Annotated in this window: 23 protein-coding genes and 1 tRNA gene; 16 read left to right on the top strand and 8 right to left on the bottom strand. The window is 70.3% G+C overall.

What is annotated here, in order from left to right:
• The first annotated feature begins 14 nt into the window (after positions 1–14).
• The 5 genes from BLV72_RS20885 to BLV72_RS20865 all read left to right on the top strand — a co-directional run bounded on the left by BLV72_RS20885 (position 15) and on the right by BLV72_RS20865 (position 4,397).
• Entirely contained in the window at positions 15–1,322 is a 1,308-nt protein-coding gene (locus tag BLV72_RS20885; RefSeq protein WP_093464053.1) for a lysine N(6)-hydroxylase/L-ornithine N(5)-oxygenase family protein, read from the top strand.
• Positions 1,319–1,918, top strand: a complete 600-nt coding sequence (locus BLV72_RS20880; RefSeq protein ID WP_093464051.1) for a GNAT family N-acetyltransferase — start codon at positions 1,319–1,321, stop codon at positions 1,916–1,918. The genes BLV72_RS20885 and BLV72_RS20880 overlap by 4 nt, the downstream gene beginning before the upstream one ends.
• A complete protein-coding gene (locus BLV72_RS20875; RefSeq protein WP_093464050.1) occupies positions 1,915–3,705 on the top strand; it encodes an IucA/IucC family protein in 1,791 nt (596 codons plus the stop codon). The genes BLV72_RS20880 and BLV72_RS20875 overlap by 4 nt, the downstream gene beginning before the upstream one ends.
• Before the next feature lie 211 nt (positions 3,706–3,916).
• Positions 3,917–3,992: transfer RNA gene (locus BLV72_RS20870), tRNA-Arg, on the top strand.
• 183 nt (positions 3,993–4,175) lie between these two features.
• A complete protein-coding gene (locus BLV72_RS20865; protein ID WP_093464048.1) occupies positions 4,176–4,397 on the top strand; it encodes a hypothetical protein in 222 nt (73 codons plus the stop codon).
• 267 nt (positions 4,398–4,664) lie between these two features.
• Here the strand turns inward: BLV72_RS20865 and BLV72_RS20855 are convergent, their stop codons facing one another.
• Positions 4,665–5,609, bottom strand: a complete 945-nt coding sequence (locus tag BLV72_RS20855; protein ID WP_093464045.1) for an NAD-dependent epimerase/dehydratase family protein — start codon at positions 5,607–5,609, stop codon at positions 4,665–4,667.
• A gap of 219 nt (positions 5,610–5,828) precedes the next feature.
• Here BLV72_RS20855 and BLV72_RS20850 point away from each other — a divergent pair, with 219 nt between their 5' ends.
• Positions 5,829–6,419 (top strand): TetR/AcrR family transcriptional regulator, encoded by a 591-nt coding sequence (locus tag BLV72_RS20850; protein ID WP_093470457.1) that lies wholly within the window; start codon positions 5,829–5,831, stop codon positions 6,417–6,419.
• On the opposite strand, the gene BLV72_RS20845 is transcribed toward BLV72_RS20850, so the two are convergent.
• On the bottom strand, positions 6,382–7,266 hold the full coding sequence (locus BLV72_RS20845) for a helix-turn-helix transcriptional regulator (RefSeq protein ID WP_093464044.1): 885 nt from the start codon (positions 7,264–7,266) through the stop codon (positions 6,382–6,384). The genes BLV72_RS20850 and BLV72_RS20845 overlap by 38 nt on opposite strands.
• Positions 7,267–7,322: 56 nt before the next feature.
• Between BLV72_RS20845 and BLV72_RS47995 the strand changes: the two genes are divergently transcribed.
• On the top strand, positions 7,323–7,463 hold the full coding sequence (locus BLV72_RS47995; RefSeq protein ID WP_167746386.1) for a hypothetical protein: 141 nt from the start codon (positions 7,323–7,325) through the stop codon (positions 7,461–7,463).
• Here BLV72_RS47995 and BLV72_RS20840 read toward each other — a convergent pair.
• On the bottom strand, positions 7,460–8,641 hold the full coding sequence (locus tag BLV72_RS20840; RefSeq protein WP_093464042.1) for a 4-hydroxybenzoate 3-monooxygenase: 1,182 nt from the start codon (positions 8,639–8,641) through the stop codon (positions 7,460–7,462). The two genes, BLV72_RS47995 and BLV72_RS20840, sit on opposite strands and share 4 nt — an antisense overlap.
• 167 nt (positions 8,642–8,808) lie before the next feature.
• On the opposite strand from BLV72_RS20840, the gene BLV72_RS20835 reads away from it, so the two are divergent.
• Both BLV72_RS20835 and BLV72_RS20830 read left to right on the top strand, forming a co-directional pair.
• Positions 8,809–9,363: a TetR/AcrR family transcriptional regulator gene (locus tag BLV72_RS20835; RefSeq protein WP_093464041.1), complete on the top strand. Its 555-nt coding sequence runs from the start codon at positions 8,809–8,811 to the stop codon at positions 9,361–9,363.
• A gap of 508 nt (positions 9,364–9,871) precedes the next feature.
• Positions 9,872–11,305: an FG-GAP and VCBS repeat-containing protein gene (locus tag BLV72_RS20830; protein ID WP_244320886.1), complete on the top strand. Its 1,434-nt coding sequence runs from the start codon at positions 9,872–9,874 to the stop codon at positions 11,303–11,305.
• A 349-nt stretch (positions 11,306–11,654) separates the two neighbouring features.
• On the opposite strand, the gene BLV72_RS20825 is transcribed toward BLV72_RS20830, so the two are convergent.
• The gene (locus tag BLV72_RS20825; RefSeq protein WP_093464038.1) at positions 11,655–11,951 is read right to left on the bottom strand and encodes a GYD domain-containing protein; all 297 of its coding nucleotides are present in this window, start codon (positions 11,949–11,951) and stop codon (positions 11,655–11,657) included.
• A gap of 210 nt (positions 11,952–12,161) precedes the next feature.
• Between BLV72_RS20825 and BLV72_RS20820 the strand changes: the two genes are divergently transcribed.
• Positions 12,162–13,148, top strand: a complete 987-nt coding sequence (locus BLV72_RS20820) for an alpha/beta fold hydrolase (protein ID WP_093464037.1) — start codon at positions 12,162–12,164, stop codon at positions 13,146–13,148.
• A gap of 7 nt (positions 13,149–13,155) precedes the next feature.
• Here BLV72_RS20820 and BLV72_RS20815 read toward each other — a convergent pair whose 3' ends face one another.
• Both BLV72_RS20815 and BLV72_RS20810 read right to left on the bottom strand, forming a co-directional pair.
• Positions 13,156–14,415 (bottom strand): hypothetical protein, encoded by a 1,260-nt coding sequence (locus BLV72_RS20815; RefSeq protein ID WP_093464035.1) that lies wholly within the window; start codon positions 14,413–14,415, stop codon positions 13,156–13,158.
• A 139-nt stretch (positions 14,416–14,554) separates the two neighbouring features.
• Complete coding sequence (locus tag BLV72_RS20810; protein ID WP_167746385.1) at positions 14,555–16,201, bottom strand: serine/threonine-protein kinase; 1,647 nt, start codon at positions 16,199–16,201, stop codon at positions 14,555–14,557.
• Between the two features lie 188 nt (positions 16,202–16,389).
• Here BLV72_RS20810 and BLV72_RS20805 point away from each other — a divergent pair, with 188 nt between their 5' ends.
• The 5 genes from BLV72_RS20805 to BLV72_RS20785 all read left to right on the top strand — a co-directional run bounded on the left by BLV72_RS20805 (position 16,390) and on the right by BLV72_RS20785 (position 20,884).
• A complete protein-coding gene (locus BLV72_RS20805; RefSeq protein ID WP_093464032.1) occupies positions 16,390–17,319 on the top strand; it encodes a TetR/AcrR family transcriptional regulator in 930 nt (309 codons plus the stop codon).
• A 65-nt stretch (positions 17,320–17,384) separates the two neighbouring features.
• A complete protein-coding gene (locus BLV72_RS20800; RefSeq protein WP_093464031.1) occupies positions 17,385–18,278 on the top strand; it encodes a beta-keto acid cleavage family enzyme in 894 nt (297 codons plus the stop codon).
• A gap of 60 nt (positions 18,279–18,338) precedes the next feature.
• Entirely contained in the window at positions 18,339–19,352 is a 1,014-nt protein-coding gene (locus tag BLV72_RS20795; RefSeq protein ID WP_093464029.1) for a 3-hydroxyacyl-CoA dehydrogenase NAD-binding domain-containing protein, read from the top strand.
• Positions 19,349–19,822, top strand: coding sequence for a thioesterase family protein (locus tag BLV72_RS20790; protein WP_093464027.1), 474 nt, complete (start codon positions 19,349–19,351; stop codon positions 19,820–19,822). The genes BLV72_RS20795 and BLV72_RS20790 overlap by 4 nt, the downstream gene beginning before the upstream one ends.
• 150 nt (positions 19,823–19,972) lie before the next feature.
• Positions 19,973–20,884, top strand: a complete 912-nt coding sequence (locus BLV72_RS20785) for a class I SAM-dependent methyltransferase (RefSeq protein ID WP_244320884.1) — start codon at positions 19,973–19,975, stop codon at positions 20,882–20,884.
• Between the two features lie 17 nt (positions 20,885–20,901).
• On the opposite strand, the gene BLV72_RS20780 is transcribed toward BLV72_RS20785, so the two are convergent.
• Together BLV72_RS20780 and BLV72_RS20775 are read right to left on the bottom strand one after the other, a co-directional pair.
• A complete protein-coding gene (locus BLV72_RS20780; protein WP_093464026.1) occupies positions 20,902–21,321 on the bottom strand; it encodes an SRPBCC family protein in 420 nt (139 codons plus the stop codon).
• Positions 21,318–21,629: an ArsR/SmtB family transcription factor gene (locus BLV72_RS20775; RefSeq protein ID WP_093464024.1), complete on the bottom strand. Its 312-nt coding sequence runs from the start codon at positions 21,627–21,629 to the stop codon at positions 21,318–21,320. The genes BLV72_RS20780 and BLV72_RS20775 overlap by 4 nt, the downstream gene beginning before the upstream one ends.
• Before the next feature lie 97 nt (positions 21,630–21,726).
• On the opposite strand from BLV72_RS20775, the gene BLV72_RS48805 reads away from it, so the two are divergent.
• Positions 21,727–22,488, top strand: a complete 762-nt coding sequence (locus tag BLV72_RS48805; RefSeq protein WP_093464023.1) for a recombinase family protein — start codon at positions 21,727–21,729, stop codon at positions 22,486–22,488.
• The last annotated feature ends 17 nt before the right edge of the window (positions 22,489–22,505 follow it).

The following is a 22,505-nucleotide window of genomic DNA, read 5'->3' as shown; positions in this document are numbered from 1 at the left end:
CGCCGGAGACCCTCGTGCCCACCCCGCACACCCACGACTTCATCGCGGTCGGGCTCGGCCCCTACAACCTGGGCCTTGCCTGCCTGACCGAGCCGATCGAGGAACTCGACGGGCTGTTCCTGGAGAGCAAGCCCGAGTTCGACTGGCATCCGGGCATGCTGCTGGACGGCGTCACCCTGCAGACCCCGTTCATGGCCGACCTGGTGACGCTGGCCGACCCCACCTCCCCGTACTCCTTCCTCAACTACCTCAAGGAATCCGGGCGGCTGTACTCCTTCTACATCCGCGAGATCTTCTATCCGCTGCGCGCCGAGTACAACGACTACTGCCGCTGGGCCGCCGCGAAGCTCTCGTCCGTCCGCTTCGGCCACGAGGTGACGAGCGTCGAGTACGCCGAGGCCGACGGGCTCTACACGGTGCGCGCCCTGCGTCCCGCCACCGGCGAGACCACCACCCACCGCGCCCGCCATCTGGTGCTGGGCACCGGCACCCCGCCGTTCCTCCCCGAGGTGTGCCGCGGCCTGGACGGCGATCTGGTGCACAACACGGACTACCTGGGGAACAAGGAGGCGCTGCAGTCCAAGGAGTCCATCACCATCGTCGGCAGCGGCCAGAGCGCGGCCGAGATCTACCAGGATCTGCTCGCCGACATCGACACCCACGGCTACCGGCTGAACTGGGTGACCCGCTCCCCGCGCTTCTTCCCGCTGGAGTACACCAAACTCACCCTGGAGATGACCTCGCCCGAGTACGTGGACTACTTCCACGCGCTCCCCGAGGACACCCGCTACCGGCTGGAGGGTGACCAGAAGGGCCTGTTCAAGGGGATCGACGCCGACCTCATCAACGGCATCTACGACCTCCTCTACCAGAAGAGCGTGAGCGGCCCGGTGCCCACACGGCTGCTGACCAACACCGCGCTCACCGACGCGGAGTACGACGATCTGTCCGGCACGTACACCCTGGGGCTGCGCCATGCGGAGCAGGAGCGGGACTTCTCGCTCACCACCCACGGGCTCGTCCTGGCCACCGGCTACCGCTACCAGGTGCCCGCCTTCCTGGACCCGGTACGCGACCGCATCCGCTGGGACGGCCACGGCCGCTTCGACGTCGCCCGCAACTACAGCATCGACACCACCGGGCGTGGCATCTTCCTCCAGAACGGCGCCACCCACGCCCACAGCCTGACCTCCCCGGACCTGGGCATGGGCCCGTACCGCAACTCGTGGATCATCCGCGAGCTGCTGGGGCGGGAGCACTACCCGGTGGAGAAGTCCATCGCCTTCCAGGAGTTCGGCGCACCGGAAGGAGCCATCGCATGACACCGTCGCCGGTTTTCGAGCACACGGACGCCCGCCTGGGCACCTTCACCCTGCGCACCCTGGACCCGGCGGCCGACGCCGGGCTGCTGCACGGCTGGGTGACCCACCCCAAGGCGTCCTACTGGATGATGCAGGGCGCGGACGAGGCGGAGGTCGCCGCCGAGTACCGCCGGATCCACGAGCATCCGCACCATGACGCGTTCATCGGCCTGCACGAGGGGCGCTCGGCGTTCCTGGCCGAGCGCTACGACCCGTCGCGGGTGGAACTCGAGGGGCTCTACCCCGCCCGGCCCGGCGACGTCGGCATGCACTTCCTCTGCGCGCCGACCGACGCCCCGGTGCACGGCTTCACGCTGGCCGTGATCACCGTCGTCATGGAGTTCTGCTTCGCCGATCCGCATGTCCGGCGCGTCGTCGTCGAGCCCGATGTGCGCAACGCGGCGGTGCACGCGCTCAACGCGGCCGTCGGCTTCGAGATCGTCGAGCGGATCGCCAAACCCGAGAAGGACGCCTACCTCAGCGTCTGCACCCGCGAGCGGTTCGAGGCCGCCCGCGCCGCCCTCGCCGCCCGCGCCGTCCAAGGAGTGACCCGATGAGCCCCCGCGACGCCGTCGCCCACCTCACCCCCGATCTGTGGGACCGGGCGGGCCGCCTCCTCATCCGCAAGGCCCTCGCCGAGTTCACCCACGAACGCCTGCTCGCCCCCGAGCTCGGCCCCGACGGCCGCTACGCCGTGACCAGCGACGACGGGGCGGTGACCTACCGCTTCGCCGCCCGGGTGCTCTCCCTGGACCACTGGCTGGTCGAGGCGGACAGCATCACCCGCCACGACCGGACCGGCGCCGACCTCCCGCTGGACGCCCTGGACTTCTTCATCGAGCTGAGCGAGCGGCTGGGCCTGAGCGAGGACGTCCTCCCCGTCTACCTCGAGGAGATCAGCTCCACCCTCTCCGGTACGGCCTTCAAACTGGCCGCCGAGCCGGTGGGCGCCGCCGAGCTGGCCAAATCCGGCTTCCAGGAGATCGAGACGGGGATGACCGAGGGCCACCCCTGCTTCGTCGCCAACAACGGCCGCCTCGGCTTCGGCATCCACGAATACCTCTCGTACGCCCCCGAGACCGCGAGCCCCGTCCACCTGATCTGGCTCGCCGCCCGCCGCGACCGCTCCACCTTCACGGCCTCCGCGGACCTGGACTACGACGCCCTGATCCACTCCGAACTGAGCGAGCAGACCCGGGCCCGCTTCGCGCAGACCCTCACCGACCTCGGCCTGGACCCGGCCGACTACCACCTGCTGCCGGTGCACCCCTGGCAGTGGTGGAACAAGCTGTCGGTCAGCTTCGCGGCCGAGGTCGCCCGGCGGCATCTGGTGTGCCTGGGCCCCGGCGACGACGAATACCTCGCCCAGCAGTCGATCCGCACCTTCTTCAACACCAGCGACCCGTCCAAGCACTATGTGAAAACCGCGCTGTCGGTGCTCAACATGGGCTTCATGCGGGGCCTCTCGGCCGCCTACATGGAGGCGACCCCGGCCATCAACGACTGGCTGGCGTCTCTGATCGCCTCGGACGAGACCTTCCGGTCCAAGGGCTTCTCCATCATCCGGGAACGAGCCGCCATCGGCTACCACCACCGCCAGTACGAGGCCACCACCGCGAAGGGCTCCCCGTACCGCAAAATGCTCGCCGCCCTGTGGCGCGAGAGCCCCGTCCCGACCCTGGAACCCGGCCAGCGCCTGGCCACCATGGCGTCCCTCCTCCATACGGACCCCGACGGCGCCTCCTTCGTCAGCGCCCTCATCGAGGAATCCGGCCTCACCCCCACCACCTGGCTGCGCCGCTACCTGGACGCCTACCTCACCCCGGTGCTGCACAGCTTCTACGCCTACGACCTGGTCTTCATGCCGCACGGCGAGAACGTCATCCTGGTGATCGAGGACGGCGCCGTCCAGCGCGTGATCTTCAAGGACATCGCCGAGGAAATCGCCGTCATGGACCCCACAGCGGTCCTCCCCCCGACCGTCGAACGCATCCGCGTGGACGTCCCCGAAGACAAGAAACTCCTCTCGATCTTCACCGACGTCTTCGACTGCTTCCTCCGCTTCCTCAACGGCATCCTCGTCACCGAGGGCCTCCTGGAGGAGGACACCTTCTGGCAGACGGTCGCCGACTCCGTCCAGTCCTACCAGCGATCCGCCCCCCACCTGGCGGACAAATTCGCCCAGTACGACATGTTCACCGAGGACTTCGCCCTCTCCTGCCTCAACCGCCTCCAGCTCCGAAACAACCGGGAGATGGTCGACCTCCAGGACCCGGCGGGGGCACTCCAACTGATCGGCACGCTGAGGAACCCGATCGCGGGATTGGGTCGAGCGGAGGACTGAGACGGCCGGCGGCGCTTCGGGCCGGGGCTTAGGGTCGGGGCTTCGGGTCCGGGGCTTCGGGTCCGGGGCTTCGGGTCCGGGGCTTCGGGTCCGGGGGCACCCCCGGACCCAAGCCTTCGGCGCCCCGGAGCACCCGAAACGATCCAAGTGCACGACCCGCTACACTGTGGCGGTGCGACGCGGCGGCACCACCATGCCGCCCTGACGCCGGGCCTCCGTAGCTCAGGGGATAGAGCACCGCTCTCCTAAAGCGGGTGTCGCAGGTTCGAATCCTGCCGGGGGCACCAGCCAAAACGCCCCGAGCCGATCATGGCCCGGGGCGTTCGACATCCGCTGGAGAGTCCGCAGGTCAGACCCTTGATCGCCCTACCTCGTCGCCAAAACGGTTGTGACGTCCGGGTCTATGCTGCGCAGAGGAACGTGAACAGCCGCAGCGAACTGGATAGACGTAGGCGCATACTGGAGGGCCAATGACAAAACCTGCTGCATCGAAGCGTCATCTGCCCACCAGCCCCTTCAAGGCTCCGGCCACACCGGCTCCCAAGCACTTCGCCGTGGGCGACCAGGTCACCCACGACATCTACGGCCTCGGCCGGGTGATCGGCGTCGAGGAGGGCATCGCGGCGCTTGTGGATTTCGGCTCGGCGCAAATGCGGATCTTGAGTCCGTACGCCAAGATGACCAAGCTGTAGGGTCCGCCGTGCCCGGTCACGGCACGCCAGGGCCCTTCAGGAACCTGCAACGAAAGAGAGCCCCTCTCATCGATCTCACCTCGCTGTTCTCCGCTCCGGAAGGGCAACCCCGCCGTTCCACTGCAGCAGCATTGCCGCCTCCGACAACCAGCCCGTTCCGGGCCCCGGACTTCGGGGAAGACGAGATCTTCCCGCTCGAGGGTGCACAAGGACCCGTTTCGGGCATGTGTGCGGCGCGTCCCAAGGCGGCTTAGCGCTGAGCCTTGGTCAGGTCTTGTTGCCTGCGCGCAGCCAGGCGATGTAGTCGGCGGCGGCTCGTTCGGTGTCGTATTCGGGCTGGTAGCCGGTGTCTTCCTGGAGGCGGCTGATGTCCAGGACCATGGGCGGTGTGTCGCCTCCCATGGGGAGGTCGACCTGGGCGTCGGGGGCCGCCTTTTTGATCGCTTCGGCGAGCTGGGCGTTGGTCGTGGCGCGGCCGGAGCCGACGTTGTACGTACGGTGGTTCAGCTTGTCCGCGAGCTGGAGGAGGGCGAGGGCGCGGCCGGTGTCCCGCACGTAGTTGAGGTCGATCCCGTCCTCGGCGAAGGCCGGGCGCGCGAGGTGGGAGAGGTCCGGGGCGGTGCCGCGGGCGGCGGCGTGGATGAGGGCGGGGGCGGCGAAGAACGGGTCGGGGTGGCCGAGCGGGCCCCAGGTGCCCGAGATGCGGTAGTTGACGATGTCGATGTCCGTGGTGTCGGCAAGGAAGCCGTTGAGCAGTTCACCGACCTTCTTGAAGGTGGGGATCGAGACGGGTGCGTTCAACGGCAGCGGAGCGTCCTCGCGTAGTGGTCCGTCGTTCTGGACCCCGAAGTAGACGCCGATCGTGCTGGCGACGCCCAGCCGTCGCACGCCCCACTCCCGCGCCGCCTGCGCGATGTTCAGCAGTCCGTCGAGCGACTGTCGCGTCGCCTCGACCGCCGCGTCGGGGGCCGGGGACCAGGGATAGGACGCTGCCATGTGCACGATGCCCGTGATGTCGTGGCGGCGGCCGATCGCGAGCAGGGCGTCGCGATCGGTGATGTCCGCCTGTTCCACCGCCACCCGCTCTCCGGCGAGTAGGGCCGGGAGTTCACGGGTGCGGCGCTGGGCCACGACGCAGTCTTCGCCCTGGTCGAGCAGGGCTCGCACGGTGTGGGAGCCGATGAAGCCGAGACCTCCGGTGACGAGGATCATCGCTTGTCCTTTCCGTTCTGTAGCGGTTCTGTTCTGTAGCGGCCTGATCGTTGGAGGGCTCTTTTACTTGCTCTGCAGCTTCCCCAGCAGGCGGGGGACGGCCTGGTCGCCCGTCCCCCGTGTCTGCCATCATGACTGAACCGGAACGTTGCTCCGCTAACAATACGGAGCGGTGTTCCGCTTTGCAAGGTCGGTCATGGAAGGAGCGCGAGTGCCGTGGTGAACGACAGCGGCCAGAGCGCGGGAAGCTCAGCCGGGTCCAAGCGCAAGGACGCCCGACGCAACCAGCAGACCCTGCTGGACGCGGCCGCCGCGGTCTTCGTCGCCTCGGGCGTGGAAGCACCGGTACGCGACATCGCGGCCGAGGCCGGCGTCGGGATGGGCACGATCTACCGCCACTTCCCCACCCGGGCGGACCTCATCATCGCCGTCTACCGCCACCAGGTCGAAGCCTGCGCCGAGGCGGGCCCGGCCCTGCTCGCCACCAGCCCGACACCGCACGCCGCCCTCGAAGCGTGGGTCGAGCTGTTCGTCGACTTCCTGGTCACCAAGCACGGCCTGGCCGCCGCGATGCAGGCCGACAACACCGGCTTCGAAACGCTGCACGCCTCCTTCGTCGACCGGCTCCTCCCGGTGTGCACCCAGCTCCTCGACGCTGCCGTCGCCTCCGGTGAGATCCGCTCCGGCCTCAACGCCATTCAACTCATGCGCGGCATCGGCAACCTCTGCATCGGTGCCGAGAGCGATCCCCACTACGACGCCCGCCAGCTGGTCAAGCTCCTTGTCGCGGGACTACGCCAACCACGCTGACCGTGTCCCCGGGGCCGTTCGATCCACTCGTCGATCCCTGGACGGCGCGGTCAGAGGGCAGGGCCGGGCCGGGCCGCCAGCCGCCGGGGTGCTCTTCCTCCCCCGCCTCGACGGCGTCGATCACCGCCGGCACCCCGATGTCCCGCAGCCGCTCGGCCCCGGCCGGGGAGATCCGGATCTCCGCCCGCCCCTGCCAGAGCGATTCCCGCAACTGCGCCGTGTGCGCCCGCCAGTACGATGCCAGGTCGAAGTCCGCGGGTGGCACGAACTCCTCGTCGAGTGCCCGGAGGTCCAGGATCTGGCTGATCCGGTAGGTGCGGGGGGTGTCGGCGCCGGCGTGCGCCACCACGTACCAGCGGCCCGCCTTGAGCACGATCCCGTACGGTTCGAGCCGCCGCTCCACGATCTGAGGGGCGTACCAGCGCCGGTAGCGCACGTGGACCGCCCGCCGCTGCCATACCGCCGTCGCGACCGCGGGCAGATGCGGGGCATCGTCCGCCTCTCGGTACCACCCGGGCGCGTCGAGGTGAAACCGCTCGCGGATGCGTCGCGCTTGGCGCCGCAGCTCGGCCGGCAGGGCGGCCTCCAGTTTGAGTTCGGCCGCGGTCAGCACCGAGCCGAGCCCCAGATCGGCCGCGGGCCCCGGCAACCCGGCCAGGAACAATGCCTCGGCCTCATCGGCGGTGAGCCCGGTCAAGCGGGTGCGGTAGCCGTCGACGAGCGCGTAACCGCCGTCGTGGCCCGGCTCTCCATAGATCGGGACGCCGGCGGCGGTCAGCGATTCCACGTCCCGGTAGACCGTACGGACGGACACCTCGCACTCCGCCGCGAGTTCGGCGGCGGTCATCCGGCCGCGATTCTGCAGCAGGAGCGAGCAAGCGCACCGGCACCCTCTTCCCGCCTGTGACCGGCCGTTTCGAGCCGGACGGCACAGGCGTCTTCCACGGCGACGACGAACACCTCGGACGCAAGGTGAAGGTCCGCTTCGTCTGGTCGGAGGTCACCGAGACCACCGCGCACTGGGAGCAGGCGTGCCGGTCCTAGTTCAGCCCGGTGAGGAATTCGCTGAACAGGCGGTTCGCCGATTCGGACGCGTAGAGGCGGTCGAACTCCGCCCGGGCGATCCGGCGCCGGAACGCGCCCTGGTAGGAGGCGTCTCCGGAGTCATGCATCAGGTCGGTGAACCATGCCGCGAATGCCTGGTAGTTCCACACATGCCGCAGGCAGGTCGACGAGTAGGTGTCGAGCAGGCTCGCGTCCTGCTCCTCGGCCTGGCGGATGACGGCCTTCGCGAACACGTCGGCGTCGTGGAGGGCCAGGTTCATTCCCTTCGCACTCATGGGAGGCACAATGTGGGCGGCGTCTCCGAGCAGATACAACCGCCCATGGCTCATCGGGTCGTAGACCACGCTGCGCAGCGGCACCAGCTGCTTGCTGGAGATTTCGCCCCGCGTCTTCACGGGTTCGCCGAAGCGGGTCTCGATCTCTTCCCAGATGCGCTCGTCCGTCCACTCCGCGGTGGAACTCTCCAGCGGACACTGGAGGTAGAAGCGGCTCACCTCGGGGCCGCGCGCGAACTGGCCGGCGAAACCACGGGAATGGATCGCCATCATGGACTGGTGGTTGGCGGGAACCTCGGCCAGGACGGTCAGCCATGCGTACCCGTAGTCGTGCGCGTAGCGGGTGAGATGGCCGCTGGGGATGGTCGCCCGGCTGACACCGCGGTCGCCGTCGCAGCCTGCGATGAAGTCGCAGCCGATCGTCCGTGTCGTACCGGCGCTGTCCCGGTAGCGCACGAGGGGGCGTTCGTCGCCGGAAAAGCTCTCCAGCGAGATGTCGGCGGCCTCGAACCGGAGGTCTCCGCCGTCGCTGACGAACACATCGATGAGGTGGCGAACGAGCACCTGCTGGGGGCAGAAGCGTCCGTCGCCGCCGTCGGCCGAGTACGCGTAGGGGCGCGTCTCGCCGTCGATCCGGAAGTTCAACACCGGCTCGAAGGGGACGCCGTCGAGCACCCTGTCCTCGAGTCCCCACTGTCTGAACATGCGTGCCGCGCGGTGGTCGATGACACCGGCCCGCTGCCGCTGCTCGACGTACGTACGGCTGCGCTTTTCCAGGACGACGCAGTCGATCCCGCTGCGCAGCAGGAAGTTGCCGAGGGCGAGCCCGGCGACTCCCGATCCCACGATCACCACCGTGGTGTTTTCGTCCACTACGGACATGGGTCGTACCCCTTCATTTTCGTGTGAGCGCGCCACGGAGCCGCCACGGAGCCGTTCCCCGGCATGCACGGGCCGCGCCACGGCGCGCCACGAGGGCATATCCTTAAGCGAAGTCGTGACTACGGATCATACGTAGTCTCCACTACGGATCACAAGGAGGAATCGGCATGCGCCGAGACGGGGCCGCCAACCGGGAGCGCGTTCTGCTCGCCGCCGAGCAGGTGTTCGCCGCGAGCGGGGCCGCGGGTTCCACGGAGGAGATCGCCCGGCAGGCGCAGGTCAGCATCGCCACGGTGTTCCGGCACTTCCCGACCAAGCAGGACCTGATCGAGGCCACCGCCGTGCGCTACCTCGAGAAGCTGACCGACGAGGCACGCCGGCTCGCCGATGACACGGACCCCGGCAGGGCGTTCGCGTCCTTGATGCGGACCCTCGTGTCGACCGGGGCCGTCAAGATGACCCTGCTGGATCTGCTGCCTCCCCACAGCGACGACGGCGAAGGCCTGTCCCAGCCGGTCACCGCGGCAGTCGACGCCTTCCGCGGAGCCCTCAGGTCGGCGCTCGAACGCGCCCAGACCGCCGGGGCCGCCCGACCGGATGCCACCGCCGACGACGTATCCGTACTGCTGCGCGCCCTGGCCCATGTGGCGACCCCCGGCGAGGGCGGGGGCGTCGACCGGGCCGTGGGAATCGTCCTCGACGGCCTCGGCGTACCGCGCTGACCCGAACTCGCCCACCGGGCGGGGGCGGTCGGCCGCCGGGCACAGGGAGACGGGCAGCGGTCTTGCGTTCGGATTGCGACGATGTGGTGCGCTGCGCACACGGGGCCCGCCGCTCCCCCACCGGTTCCCACACACGTCGGAGTCACCGGGCGGAAGGTCCCCTCAGATCCCCACGGGGAGGAGCGCCCCGCCGTCGCCCCGCCAGGCCCGCGCCACCGCCCTGCCGGACAGGACGATGCGTCATGCTCAGTTACGGGAGTCGGCGGGGGTGTCCGTACCTCGGGCGCCAAGTGCCGTACGTCACAAGGAAGTTGAGCCGGACGGCGGGAGATCACGGCCCGGTCTCGTTCTTCTTTGGTTGCGCAACCGTTCAGCTTCCAGACAACTCTACTTTGGCGACCCTTCCGTTCCGGCCGCCGGGGGAGACAGGTGGCAGTCGGGGCCCTAGGGCGACCAATGCGTTACTGATGGAGGATTTGTGCGCAATAGAACCCGAGGTGTGGTGGGTGTGGCGGTTGGCGCCGTCGTCACCGCCGCTGTGGCCGCCGGGGCCGGCGCCGTCGTGTCGAACGGCGACGGGACCGACCAGAAGCAGCCCTCCCCCAGGGCTGCCGCGGCAGGAAAGACCACGGGCGACTTCGACGGCGACGGATATGCCGACCTCGGCGTGGGCGCGCCCGACGGCACCGTTTCCGGGAAGTCCAAGTCGGGCTACGTGGGCGTGACCTACGGGGCCCAGAGCGGCGTGGACACCGGTCGGCACGGCACGTTGTCGCAGGCCAGCGCGGGGGTGCCCGGCACCCCGGAGGCCGGGGACCACTTCGGCTCGGCCGTGGTGCGCGGTGACGTGGACGGGGACGGGTACACCGATCTGATCGTGGCCGCGAACTACGAGGCCATCGGCACCGCCAAGCGGGCCGGTTCCGTGACGGTCGTCTTCGGCTCGAAGGACGGTCTGTCCAGCGACGCCATCGCCTTCCACGCGCCGAAGGCCACCGCCTACGCGATGTTCGGCGACACCATGGCCGTGGGCGACTACAACCACGACGGCCGCGATGACATCGCCATCTCCGACGGCACCGAGGTCCAGATCGTCAGCGGCGCGGCGAACCTGCGCGAGACGGCCACCCCGAAGATGTCCAGCGTCACCCCGCCCGGCGGCGGAGCGGGCATCCAGCATCTGTCCTCGGGCGACATCAACGGGGACGGCTTCGCCGACCTGGTCACCGTCGCCTACCAGGACGACCCCGCCGACGAGGGCACGCTCGGTGTGCTGCCCGGTTCGTCCGGCGGGCTGAAGAGCACGTCGCTGGGCGAGGACGTCGCGCTGCCGTTCGCCTCGTACCAGGCCGTGGTGGGTGACATCAACGGCGACGGCAAGGACGACGTCGTCACGGACACCGGCTTCGAGGACGGTCCGGAGGACCAGCGCCTGCGGACGTACCCGGGCACCGCCCAGGGGCTCGACACCGCGAACCCGGTGGACTGGAAGGGCGCGGCGCAGAGCGGCACCGCCTCCCAGCTCACCGACATCAACGGTGACGGCAATGACGACCTCGTCGTCAGCGACACGGCCGCCGAGGCCCCCGGCGGCTACAACGACGCCGGCGCCATCACCGTGCTCAAGGGCACCAAGGACTGGCTGACCGACGCCGGGGCGCAGACGTTCTCCCTCGACACCGAGGGCGTTCCCGGCGAGATGGCGGGCAACGACAAGTTCGGTGACGCCGTCTCGGCGGCCGACTACAACGGCGACGGCAAGCCCGACCTGGCCGTCGGGATCCCGAACCGCACCGAGGGCGCGGGCGCGGTGGCGCTCCTGTACGCGGGCGCCGACGGGATCACCGCCGAGGGTTCCGCCCTCATCGGGCCGGGCGACCTCGGCTCCCCGGCGGCCGATGCCGCCTTCGGCACGGAGCTGTCCGGCCCGGCCACGAAGTAGCACCACGGCACGGAGCACCACCCCGTTGTTGGTTCGATGGCCTGGTCCGGCTCTTCCGAGCCGGGCCGGGCCATCGGCCGCATACGACCAGCCGAACGCGACCATGAATTCATGGTGAGGCGCGGCCGACGGGACATCGTCGTCTCACCGCCGCCCGGCCAAACCTCCCTGGTCAGCAGAGCTTCGGCCGACCGTACGCGGCCGCGCACCGCACACCCCGTCGCACAACCAACCGCAAACCCCGCGAGTCACGGGGCCGGCCGCTCCCCTCTTCCTCGCCGGCACGGCGAGAGCCAGGACCCGTACGCCACCCTGAAGATGTCGCTCGGCGATGGCACGATACTGCCCCTCAGCCCGCGACCTTGGCGATGATGCCCCGCATCTCCTCGCGGCCGAAGGCCCGCAATGTCGTGGTGCGCACATTGCCCAACGCACCGAGCTGCAAGGACGCCGCGGTGGCGGTCTCGTCGTCGGGGGCCTCGATAATGCACACGATGTCGTACGGCCCGTCCGTCCAGTAGATGTCCACCAGCCTCGCCCCGAGCTTGTTCAGTGCCGCGGAGAAGTCCTCGGTGCGCTTCGTGGTGTCCTTGTAGGCGCGGACTCCCTGCTCGGTCCAGTTCAGCAGCGTGATGTAGGTCGCCACGCCCCTCACCTCCCAGGAGAAGAACCCCCTGAGGTCAATTCTGGGAGCGGGGTCCTGACTCCGCACCCCTGGCCCACCGGACGCGGTCGACGGCCACGGTCAGATTTGCCGAACCGGCAACAGGCATGGCCCGCGCCGCCCAGGTCACGGCAGGATCGGACCGTCGGCCGCCACGCAGAGTGCGTGCCCGAGCGCCCCCGGGAGAGAACCATGCCGCAGCCACCCACGACCGACCTCACCCACCGTCTGGTGTCCTCCCCCGCCGGGCGGATCCACTTCGTGGAGCAGGGCACCGGCCCACTGGTGCTGCTCGTCCACGGCTTCCCGGAGTCCTGGTACTCATGGCGCCACCAGCTACCGGCGCTGGCCGCGGCCGGGTACCGGGTGGCCGCCATCGATGTGCGCGGTTACGGGCGCTCGTCCAGGCCCGGGGCGGTGGACGCGTACCGGATGCGGGAGCTGGTGGCGGACAACGTCGCCGTGGTGGAGGCGCTCGGCGAGGAGTCCGCCGTGGTGATCGGTCACGACTGGGGCTCGCCCACCGCCGCCAACTCCGCGCTGCTGCGGCCGGATGTGTTCCGCGCGGTCGGGATGCTGAGCGTGCCGTACGCCCCCCGCGGCGGCCCCAGGCCCAGTGAGGTCTTCGCCGGGATGGGCGGGGAGGAGGAGTTCTACGTCTCCTACTTCCAGGAGCCGGGCCGGGCCGAGACGGAGATCGAACCGGATGTACGCGGCTGGCTCGCGGGCTTTTACGCCGCGCTGTCCGGCGACACCATGCCCGGCCCCGACCTGCCCGACCCGCACTTCCTCACGCGCGGCGCGACGCTGCGCGAGCGCTTCCCCGCCGGGCGGATGCCCGCCTGGCTGAGCGAGCGGGACCTCGATGTCTACGCCGGTGAGTTCGAGCGCACCGGAATGCGCGGGGCGCTGAACCGCTACCGCAACATGGACCGGGACTGGGAGGACCTGGCCGACTTCGACGGTGCGCCCCTCACCCAGCCGTCGCTCTTCATCGGCGGCGCCCTGGACGCGTCCACCACCTGGATGGGCGACGCGATCAAGGCATACCCGACCACGCTGCCCGGGCTCGTCGGCTCGCACATCCTCGAGGACTGCGGCCACTGGATCCAGCAGGAGCGCCCCGAGGAGATCAACAGGCTGCTGGTCGGCTGGCTGAATTCCCTTCCCGCGTCCTAGGACCGTCCTAGGACCCGCGGCGGTCCTGCTGCCGTTGGAGGGCTCGGAAGTCGTCGAAGAAACCGTAGGTGTGGGCCGGTGAGCCGTCGGCCGGGTGCTCGACGGTGCGGTTGGCGTAGAGGCTGTTCAGGAGCCAGGGCTGTTTGTCCGGGCCGAAGTTCTCTGTCATGGCGGCGCCTTGGGTGACTCCGTACGTCGCCACGGCGAGGCGCCCCGTGTCGCGGAAGTGGCCCACCTGGTCCCGCAGGAAGTGCTTGTTGCGCTCGAACCAGGGGCTCATGGCGAGGAAGTCGTGCCACTTCTGCTCCGGGAAGGGGTGCTCGATGGCATCCTTGATCAGCTTCCACACCGGAGTGTCCGACGGAAGGTGGTAGCGGCGGGCGAAACGGGTGGGGATCGTGTCGCTCAGGTGCTGCTTCCAGAGCTGTACCAGGGAGAACTCCGTGACGAGGAATTTCTGGTCGTCGCGGAGGCGGGGAAGGATGTAGTCGAGGTAGGGCTGCACCCGCTCCGGTGCGGCGACGTGGGGGTGGATGTCGACGCCCTCGATCTCCGGCGTGCGGCGCGCGAAGGACATCCAGCGGTCGGTGGCGGCCGTCCGCTTGTCCGGGTCGTCGAGGAAGTTGAGCGCGCCCATGTAGAGGTGGGTCCGGCAGTGCGCGCGGAAGTGCTTCTTCCGGTACGCGATGATGTGCCCTGCGACCGTCTCGTAGAACGTGTTCATCGCGCCCGAACCGCGGTCCTCCGGGAGGCTCTCGATGAAGGGCTCGTTGCCGATGGCCAGGACGTCGACGGTGTCGAGGGCGGTGTGCAACACCCGGTCGACCCGGGCGAGTTCCGCGGTCATGGCCGAGCCGCCCGGTCGGGGGACCGCCCGGTGGTTGTACGGGAACTTCAGCGAGAGCACCGTGCCATAGCCCTGGTGGTGGGCGTCCAGAAGCTCCTCGACGGCGCGCTGCCGGGAGGCGTCGGCCGTGACCTCGGGCATGGGGACGAAGCCCCGGAGCCAGCTCGCGGAGAGGTCCCGCAATTCGGCGAAGGTCACGCTGTCGGGGTCCTCGTTGAAGTTCGCTCCCAGCGCGCCGTCCGGACCCTCGGCCGGACCGTCGGCGGACGCTCTCTCCTCGGAGGCGTGGCTGGACTTGTCGGCGGGGCGTTGTTCGCCCTGTGTGCAGCCCGCGGCCATCAGCGCCCCACCCGTCAGGGCCAGAACACGCCGCCGTGACAGCGGCTTCTTCCTCGTCTCCGTATCCGTATCCGTATTCAAGTGACGTTCCCTGTTCGTGCTGGTTTCCCGGCCCGTACCGGCCGGACTGCCCGGGAGGATACGTCTGCGGGGGCTGCCAGTTGCCCAGGGCACCCACATTTTTCGCGGGGTCGGGTCCCCCGGGTGTGCCGTTGCCCGGTCAGTGGGTGATCTGGACGGTGACGGTGATGGCGCCCCTGTTGTCGTGGAGGCAGCCCTCGCCGTCGTTGATACGGAGTTGGAGGGCGCCCGGGCGGGTTGCCTGGAAGTGCCAGGCGCGGCCCACGGTGTGGGGGTTTCGGGGATTTCCCGGGTAGCGGCCCAGGAGGGCGCCGAAGGGGACGTCGGAGTTCACCTTGCAGTCCGTCCAGGCGAAGCGGAGGGCTTCGTCGTCGACGCGGGTGTGGCCGACCGGGCCGACCAGGGGCAGGTTGGCGGCGTCCACCGTCCAGGTGCCGGAGGTGTAGCGGACGCTCACCTTGTCGCCCTTGCGGACCGGGGTGGTCGTCGCGGACTGCCAGCCGCGTGTCGCGTCCACGGTCACCTTCGTCGTGCTGGTGGCGGGCTGGGGCGCCGCGTCGTCGTCGCTGTCGCTGCCGGACGGGGGGCCGAAGGTGAAGAAGAGCGCGGTGGCGAGGCCCGCCACCGCGAGCGTGACGCCCACCGTCCACCACCAGGTCCGGGCCCGGCCACGGGGCCGAGGGGGTGGCGGCCCGGCCGGGGCGACGAGCGTCGGTTCTCGGTCCAGGTCGGGAGTCCGGGCCGGGGACGAGATCAGCGTCGGGTCCCGGTCGAGGGTGGGGGTGCCGGTTGCGGTGTGGGGCGCGCCTGCGGTGGAGGCCGCGCTCGCCGTCGGGGGCGCGGTCATGGTGGGGGTGTCCGCCAGGTACGCGGAGGTGTCCGCGTCGCCGCCCGGGGTGGGTGCGGGCCCCGGAGCCCGTACGGGCTCCGTGGGCGCGGCCGGGGGCAGCGGGCCCGGGTCGTCCGCGCCGTCCGCGACGCGTTGCAGTGCGGTCCGGAGCGTGGCGGCGGAGGGGCGCTGGGCCGGGGACTTGTTCAGCAGGGCCAGGACGATGGGCCGCAGGGGGCCGACCCGTTCCGGGATGACCGGGTCCGCGAAGGTGACGGCGTGCAGCGCGGCGGCCCCGGTCGGGCGCTGGAAGGGCGGCACGCCGGAGGCCACCGCGGACAGAGTCGCGCCCAGCGACCACAGGTCGGATGGCGGGCCGACCTCCTCCGCGGTCAGCCGCTCGGGAGCCATGTAGCCGATGGAGCCGAGGAGTTCGCCGGTGGTGGTGAGCGACTCGTCGTCTTCCAGGGCGGCGATGCCGAAGTCGGTGAGGACGGCACTGCCGTCGCCACGCAGCAGGATGTTGGCGGGCTTGATGTCGCGGTGCAGCGCCCCGGCGGCGTGCACGGCCTCCAGCGCGCCGAGCAGTTGCAGCCCGAGGGCGGCGGCGTGGCGGGGCGGGAGGGGGCCGGAGTCGGCGATCCGGCGGGCCAGGGAGGGGCCGTCGATCAGCTCCATCACGATCCATAGCCGGTCGTCGTGTTCGACCAGGTCATGGACGCCCACGACGTGGGGGTGGCGGAGCCGGGCGACGGTCCGCGCCTCCCGCTGGGCGCGGCGCAGCCGTCGGTGGTGCTCGTGGTGGTCGCTCGCGACGTGCAGCTCCTTGGCGGCGACCTCGCGCGCCAGCATCTGGTCGTACGCGCGCCAGACCGTGCCCATGCCGCCGCGTCCGAGCCGGTCGCCCAGCTGGTAGCGGCCGGCGATCAGCCGCATGTCGTCCCCGCCCGATGTCACCCGATCTCTCCTGCTCTCACGCCCGGTGAGCATAGTCGGAAGTGTTCGAACACAATTGATCTCAACTGATTCGACAGTCAGTCTGCATCGCAACACGGGGGGCAATTTCCTCACGATTTAAGGAGGAAACGGGCATTCGGCATCCACATTCATTGCGCTTATCTCAACGCATCCGTACGGTGTCGGCCATGCGGCAACAGTTCGAGGTGGCGGAACGCGTGCGCGAGGTGATCGGCAAAGCCGGTTGTACCCAGCGCGAATTCGCCCGGCGGGTCGTGATGGACCCGTCCAAGCTCTCGCGTTCGCTCAGCGGGAGCCGGCGCTTCACCGTGGGCGAGCTGGCGCGGATCGCCGACGCCGGGAACGTGGACGCCGGATGGCTGCTCGGCACCACGGCGACCGGCGGCGCCGCCGACGCGCCGCGGCCGCCCGCCCCGGCCGCGCTCCCCGACAGCGGGCGGCCGCTGCAGATCGTGCGGGAGACGGTGCGGCTCATCGCCGAGCGCGGCTTCCACGCCGTACGCGTCGCCGACATCGCCGCCGCCTGCGACACCAGCACCGCCACCATCCACTACCACTTCCCGGGCCGCGCCGAGCTGCTCGAAGCCGCCGTGCGCTGGTGCATGGACGAGGACACCGCGCGCCGCGCCGCCCGGACCGCCATGGCCGACGACGCGCGCGAGGAGCTGCGGCAGCTGATCGCGCTGCAGGCGCCGTACACCGAGCGGCAGCGGCAGCAGTGGCTGGTGTGGATGGACCTGTGGGCCGAGGCGGCGCGGTCCACGGCCATCGGGCGGCTGCACGCCGACTTCTACCAGCAGTGGCGGCAGACCGTCGCCGAGGTGATCCGGCGCGGGATCGAGCAGGGGGTCTTCCGCGCCGTGGACCCGGAGTTCAGCGCGCTGCGCCTGACCGCGCTGATCGACGGACTCGCCATTCAGGTGCTGGCCACCGCGCCCGGAGAGGGCGGCACGACCGCCGAGGCCATGGACCTCGCCTGCAACGCGTACGTGGACTCCGAATTGACCGTACGCACGACCGCCCGACCGGCCGCACGACCGACCGCACGGCGCTCCGGCGCCGATGAGGCCGGGCCGCCCGACCAGCCCGGACCGTAGGACGGCCGACCGGCGCGGACCGTAGCTCCGCGCCGTTTCGCACCGTAAGAGAGGGAGAGAAGCCCATGCCCATGAACGACAGCGTCATCATCACCTGTGCCCTGACCGGCGCCGGTGACACTGTGGGCCGCAGCCCCCATGTCCCCGTCACCCCCGAGCAGATAGCCCGCTCCGCCGTCGAGGCCGCGGAGGCCGGGGCGGCCGTGGTTCATATCCACGTACGCGACCCCGAGACCGGCGCCCCCGCCCGCGATCCGCGGCTCTATCGCGAGGTCGTGGAGCGGGTCAAGGAGACCGGCACCGACGTCGTCATCAACCTCACCGCGGGCATGGGCGGCGACCTGGTCATCGACCCGGAGCACCCGCTCACCCACCTCCCCGGCACCGACCTGGTCAGCGGCCTGGACCGGCTCCCCCACGTCGAGGATCTGCTCCCCGACATCTGCACCCTGGACTGCGGCTCGCTCAACTTCGGCGACGGCAGCAACCTCTACGTCTCCACCCCCGACATGCTGCGCACCGGCGCCAAGCGCATCCAGGAGCTGGGCGTCCGCCCCGAGCTGGAGATCTTCGACACCGGGCAGCTGTGGTTCGCCAAGCAGCTCCTGGCCGAGGGGCTGCTGGACGACCCGACCGTCTTCCAGCTCTGCATGGGCGTCCCGTGGGGCGCCCCGGCCGAGCCGGGCGTGCTCCAGGCCATGGTCAACATGCTGCCCGAGGGCGCCCAGTGGGCCAGCTTCGCGCTGGGCCGCATGCAGATGCCGTGGGTGGCGCAGTCCATCCTGCTCGGCGGCAACGTACGGGTCGGGCTGGAGGACAACCTCTACCTCAGCCGGGGCGTCAAGGCCACCAACGGCCAGCTCGTCGAGCGCGCGGTCCAGATCACCGAACTGCTGGGCGCGAACGTCGCCACGCCGGACGAGGCCCGGCAGCGGCTCGGCCTCAAGCCCCGCGCGTAATCCCCCCACCAGCTCCCCTCGTCTCGCTCTTCTCCCTCCCCTCACACCCTTAGGACCACCATGCCCTCATCCCCCTGCGCCCCCGAAGAGGTACGCCGCGTCGCCTGCGTCGGCGCCGGAGTCATCGGCGGCGGCTGGGTCGCCCACTTCCTGGCGCGCGGCTACGACGTCACCGCCTGGGACCCGGCCCCCGACGCCGAGGAGAAGCTGCGCCGTCTCGTGGACGCCGCCTGGCCCGCCCTGACCCAGATCGGCCTGGCCGACGGCGCCTCCCCCGACCGGCTGACCGTCACCGCGACCGTCGAGGAGGCGGTGGCCGACGCGCAGTTCGTCCAGGAGAGCGCCCCCGAGAAGCTGGAGCTCAAGCGGTCGCTGCTGGCCCAGCTGGACGCGGCGGCCCCGCCCGGGGTCGTCATCGCGTCCTCCACCTCCGGCTATCCGATGACCGATATGCAGACCGGGGCCGCCGACCCCGGCCGCCTCGTCGTCGGCCACCCCTTCAACCCGCCGTATCTCATACCGCTGGTAGAGGTCGTCGGCGGGGAGAAGACCGACGCCGCGGCGGTCGAGTGGGCCTCGCGCTTCTACAAGGTGGCCGGCAAGTCCGTGATCACCATGGAGCGCGAGCTGCCCGGCTTCATCGCCAACCGGCTCCAGGAGGCGCTGTGGCGGGAGGCGCTGCACATGGTCGCAAGCGGTGAGGCCACGGTGAAGGAGATCGACGACTCGATCACCGAGGGGCCCGGACTGCGGTGGGCGTTCATGGGGCCCTGCCTCACGTTCGCCCTGGCGGGCGGCGAAGGAGGCATGGGACATATGCTCGACCACTTCGGACCCTCGTTGAAGTCTCCGTGGACCCGTCTCGAGGCGCCTGAGCTGGACGACACGCTGCGTGCGGCCATGGTCGACGGCTGTGACGAGGCGGCGGGCAGCCGTACCATCGCGCAGCTCGTCGCGGAGCGGGACCAGGGCGTCATCGACGTCCTGCGGGCGACTGGCCGACTGCCGCGGCAGCGCGCCGAGGGGACGGATGCCATCGCACATACCCCCAGCACCATGGGAGACGAGAAGTGAGCACCACGCTCCCCGACTACCGGCAGACCGTACGTCCCGAGTGGATCGACTACAACGGCCATATGAGCGAGGCGTTCTACGTCCTCGTCTTCGGCCACAGCACCGACGAGATGATGGTGGAGACCGGCCTGGACTCCGCCTACCGCGCCAAGACCGGCTGCTCCCTCTACACCGTGGAGTCGCACATCCGGTATCTGAGCGAGGTCGAGGAGGGCGCCGAACTCACCATCCGTACGCGCGTCATCGGCGTGGACGAGAAGAAGGTGCGGTTCACCCACGAGATGCATGTGGGCGAACCGGTCGGCGCCCCCGTGGCCACCACCGAGCTGCTCGCGCTGCACATCGACCAGAACGAGAGCCACTCGGCTCCCTTCCCCGATGAGATACGGGAGCGGCTGACGGACCTGCTGGAGCAGGCCCCCGGGTGGGCGGGCCGGGCCATCGGCCCGGTTCCGGCCGAGGCGGGTTGAACGACCGCCGTCCCTCCTGAACGCCCCGGCCCCGGCATCGTCCGGGGGCCGGGGCGTTCGCCGTTCCGGATGAGGACCGGGTGAGGTTGAATGGCGGTGGAGGCGGTGGCGGAAACGCCGAGGGACGCGTGTGCGAGGAGTGACGACGCCATGGCGGACGCCGGAGCGGACACCGGACCGGACGCCGGACCCGACGGCAACGGGAACGTGAACGGCAACGGGAGCGGGAACGGCAAGGGTGGTCGGCGCGTCGAGCTGAGCGAGGTGCCCGAGACCTTGCTGTGGAACCTCTATATGCGGGCCGCCGAGGCCCGCCGGGCCCGGACCGTGCTGGAGGACCCCAAGGCCGTGGAGCTGGTCGACCGCATCGACTACCCCTTCGAGGAGACCTTCGGCGCGCCCACCCCGCTGCTGGCCCAGGGCCACGCGCTGCGGGTCCGCACCTTCGACACCGCCGTACGGGCCTTCCTCGACGAGCATCCGGACGGCACGGTCGTCACGCTCGCCGAGGGTCTCGAGACGCAGTTCTGGCGGGTGGACAACGGGCGGGCGCGCTGGCTGTGCGTGGAGCTGCCGGAGACCGCCGAGGTGCGGCGGGCGCTGCTGCCGGACGAGGAGCGGCGGCGCACCCTCGCCCGCTCGGCGCTCGATCTGTCCTGGCGGGACGAGGTCGATCCGGCGCGCGGGGTACTGATCACCGCGCAGGGGCTGCTGATGTATCTGCGGCCGACCGAGGTGAAGGACGTGATAGCGGGTTGCGCCGAGCGGTTCCGGGGCGGGGCGCTGGTCTTCGACGCGGTGCCGCGCTGGTTCAGCGCCCGGACGATGCGCGGCGAGATGCGCACGGCGCAGGGCTATCACCCACCACCCATGCCGTGGGGCATGGACGCGGGCGAGCTGCCGAAGGTGCGGACGGCGCATCCGGCGATCACGGACGTACGCGAGGTGCCGCCGCCGCGCGGGCGCGGCTTCTACTACGGAGCGGTGGCGCCCTTGATGCGGTGGCTGCCCGCGGTGCGGAACCTGCGACCCACGATGACGGCGATAGCGCGCTTCTCGTAACGCTCGCGCCCCACTGGTCAGCCCGCCGCTTCGCCTTCGCCGAGGACCGTCGCGAGGTGCCGGAGGAGCGAGGGCCAGCCGCGGCCCATCCCCTCGATCGCCGACCTGCCCATCGGGGTGTCGAGGTCGAATCCGGCGTGCTCGAGGAAGAGCCGGGTGCCGTTGCCCTCCGGTTCGAGGCGCCAGGTGATGGTGGTGTCGATGGTGGTCCGGGCGAAGCGGTAGCTCAGCAGCCGCTCCGGCTCGACCTCGATCACCTCACAGGGCTGCTCCCCCCACTGCCCCATGTCCAGCGTGAACCGGTGGCCGACCTCCGCCCGCACATCGCCCGCGGCCCACCACCGCGCGTGCAGCCGCGGATCGGTGAGGGCCTTCCACACGGTGGCCGGGGGGTGGGGCAGGAACTGGTCGCAGTGGATGGCATCGGGCTCGGTCATGGGTTCTCCTCGTCGAGGACGTCGCGCAGCGTGCGGAGCCGGGCGCGCCAGTAGTGCTCGAAGGGATGCAGCCACTGCTGCACCTCGGCGAGCGGATCCGGCTCCAGGTGGTAGTACCGCTGCCGCCCCCGCGGCTCCTCCCGTACGAGCCGGGCCTGCCGGAGCACCTGGAGATGTTCCGAGATCGCCGGTCTGCTCAGCTCGAACTCGCCCGCGAGGTCGTTGACGGCGCGGGGGCCGTCCCGGAGGCAGTCGAGCAGCTTGCGGCGCACGGGGTTGGCGAGCGCGCTGAAGACGTCTGTGGGCACGACCGCACGTTACGTCGGAGATTCCCGACGCGTCAACCTTTTCCGACGCGTCGGCCCTCCGTGACCCGGCGGCGAGAATGGACGGGTGAGACGCCCGATGGACACCTCCGGCCCGATACGGCCCCGGCTGCCGTCCCCCGTGTGGGACGTGGCCGACCCATGGCTCGCCGAGCGGGGCGTGGAGCTGCGGCTGAAGCGGGAGGGCCTGACCGTCCGCGAGGTCTGGAAAGAAGAGCTGTCCGCGTTCAAGGCGGGCGTCGTACGAGAGGAATTCGACTCCGCGATAGCGGCCGTGCTCGCTGGTGAAGTACGTCACCTCCTGGTGTGGAAACTGGACCGGCTGAGCCGCCGGGGCATGGGGCAAGTCGGTCAGGTGCTCGACCAATTCGAGGCGGCGGGCGCACGTCTGGTAGCGCATGTTGATGGACTTGACAGCAGCGTTCCGCAGCATCGCGGGTTGTTCGCCTGGCTGGCGGAGCAAGCTCGCTCGGAGTCGTTCAACACATCCACCCGCACGCGCAGAACCAAGGCAAGGGCTGGGCTCATGCCGGTCCACGAGCGCTACACCGACCGCGCCGGACGGGAGCGCTGGCGGGCCACCGGCGAGCCGTTCATCGGCCCGGACAGCAAGCCACTCCGCATCGGTGAGGGCGTGGTCACGGCAGACGAGCGGGCACGCATTCTGGCGGGTCTGCGGTCTCGCACGTCCGAGTCCTTGGCCACCGGGAGGCGCGGTAAGCCGCGAGCCCAGTCATCCTTCCACTGGGTGGGCGAGAAACCACAACCGCTGGAAGTGGACAGGGCGCGCCTCGACGGCATCTTCTACTTCTTACCCGACACGGCAAGGCTGGCCGCGTAGGCACGGTGCCTGAAAGG

Source organism: Streptomyces melanosporofaciens (assembly GCF_900105695.1).
GTDB classification, from domain to species: Bacteria; Actinomycetota; Actinomycetes; order Streptomycetales; family Streptomycetaceae; genus Streptomyces; species Streptomyces antimycoticus.
This window is presented reverse-complemented; position numbering and strand designations above follow the sequence as displayed.